The organism is Photobacterium sp. 53610 (genome assembly GCF_036409375.1).
Lineage (GTDB): Bacteria > Pseudomonadota > Gammaproteobacteria > Enterobacterales > Vibrionaceae > Photobacterium.
The window spans coordinates 1-1397 of sequence record NZ_JAXOFS010000033.1; the positions used below are offsets into that span (position 1 = coordinate 1).

The 1397-nt window shown below is 60.0% G+C and carries 2 protein-coding genes; both read left to right on the forward strand.

Annotation, left to right across the window (positions count from 1 at the left end; genetic code table 11):
- The coding region (gene tnpC, locus SPK40_RS22925; RefSeq protein WP_442957601.1) for an IS66 family transposase at positions 1–895 on the forward strand (895 nt) is incomplete at its 5' end.
- Complete coding sequence (locus SPK40_RS23030) at positions 814–1383, forward strand: IS66 family transposase (RefSeq protein ID WP_442957602.1); 570 nt, start codon at positions 814–816, stop codon at positions 1381–1383. The genes tnpC and SPK40_RS23030, both read left to right, overlap by 82 nt.
- Positions 1384–1397 lie beyond the last annotated feature (14 nt).

Below are 1397 nucleotides of genomic sequence, written 5' to 3' on the forward strand. Positions count from 1 at the left end.
CGAGAAGTTCCCGGCCCAGGGCTGCCTGTTCAACGAAGCGGAAACCCTGGTCGACACCGGACCATCCGATGACGAGCCGGAAATGGAAACCGTCACCTACACCCGCAAGCGGGGACGCAAGCCCATCAACCCGGACTTGCCCCGCGAGGTGATCGCGTACGATTTAGCCGACGATGAAAAGATCTGTCCCTGTTGCCAGGGCCAACTGCACGCCATCGGTGTTGAATCTTCCGAGCAGCTCGAAATTATCCCCAAGCAAGTCAAAGTGCTGCGCCATGAGCGCAGAAAATACGCTTGTCGCCACTGCGAAAACCACGGCGAAGGCAGCAAAGTTATCACCGCTGCCATGCCCCGTCAGCCACTGCCCGGCAGTATCGCCACCGCGGGAACCCTGGCGACCGTCGCAGTCAGCAAGTATGCCGACGGCCTGCCGCTGTACCGTATTGAGAAAGAGCTGGCCCGGGTTGGCGTCGAACTCCAGCGAACCACCCTGGCAAGCTGGATGATTAAGACGGCCGAGCTGCTGTCGCCGCTTTACCAGGCACTGAAGAAAGCCCTGCTCGGGGAGCCGGTGATCCACGGTGACGAGACCACGCTTCAGGTCCTGAAAGAGCCCGGCAAGACAGCCCAGAGTAAATCTTACCTCTGGGCCTACGCCAGCCCCGGGCAGAGCACGGGGCCGGTGGTGTTGTTCGAATACCAGCCGGGCCGGGGGCACGCTTACCCTAAGGCTTTCCTCGACGGTTATCAGGGCACGGTCATGAGCGACGGCTACTCGGCCTGGCGGGTGCTGGAAAACGTGACCCACCTCGGATGCTGGGCGCATGCCCGGCGCAAGTTCAAAGATGCCATCGACCTGAGCCCGAAGAAGGAGGACAAGCCCAGCAGGCCCTGAGTTATATCCAGAAGCTGTATGCCGTTGAGAAAAAGGCAAAATCCTTGTCGCCATCAGAAAGGCATGCGATGAGGCAAAAAGACAGCATCCCGATCCTGACCTCCTTCCACGGCTGGCTGGATAAAGCCGCCGCCAAACTGTTGCCGAACAGCCCGATGGGGAAAGCGGTCAGCTATGCGCTGAAGCAATGGCAGTACCTTGAAAGGTATGTCGAAGACGGCGGCTACCCGATAGACAACAACCGGGTCGAGCGGGAAATCCGCCCGGTTGCAACCGGGCGCAAGGCCTGGCTGTTCGCGGATACCCAAAGCGGGGCGAATGCCAGCGCCGTATGGTTCAGTCTCATGCTGACCTGCCGTGCCAACGGTGTGGAGCCCTATGCCTACCTGCGCCATGTGCTGACAGAGCTGCCCCAGCGAGAAGAAGGCTGTGATGTCAGCGATCTCCTGCCCTATAACAAAGCGAGCATTCAATCACCAGGCGGGTAGAAATACCCGCTTAC

Excerpts from the sequence above, each read along its gene's own strand:
- SPK40_RS23030 (WP_442957602.1), top strand. The coding sequence starts at position 814 with ATGCTGGGCGCATGCCCGGCGCAAGTTCAAAGATGCCATCGACCTGAG.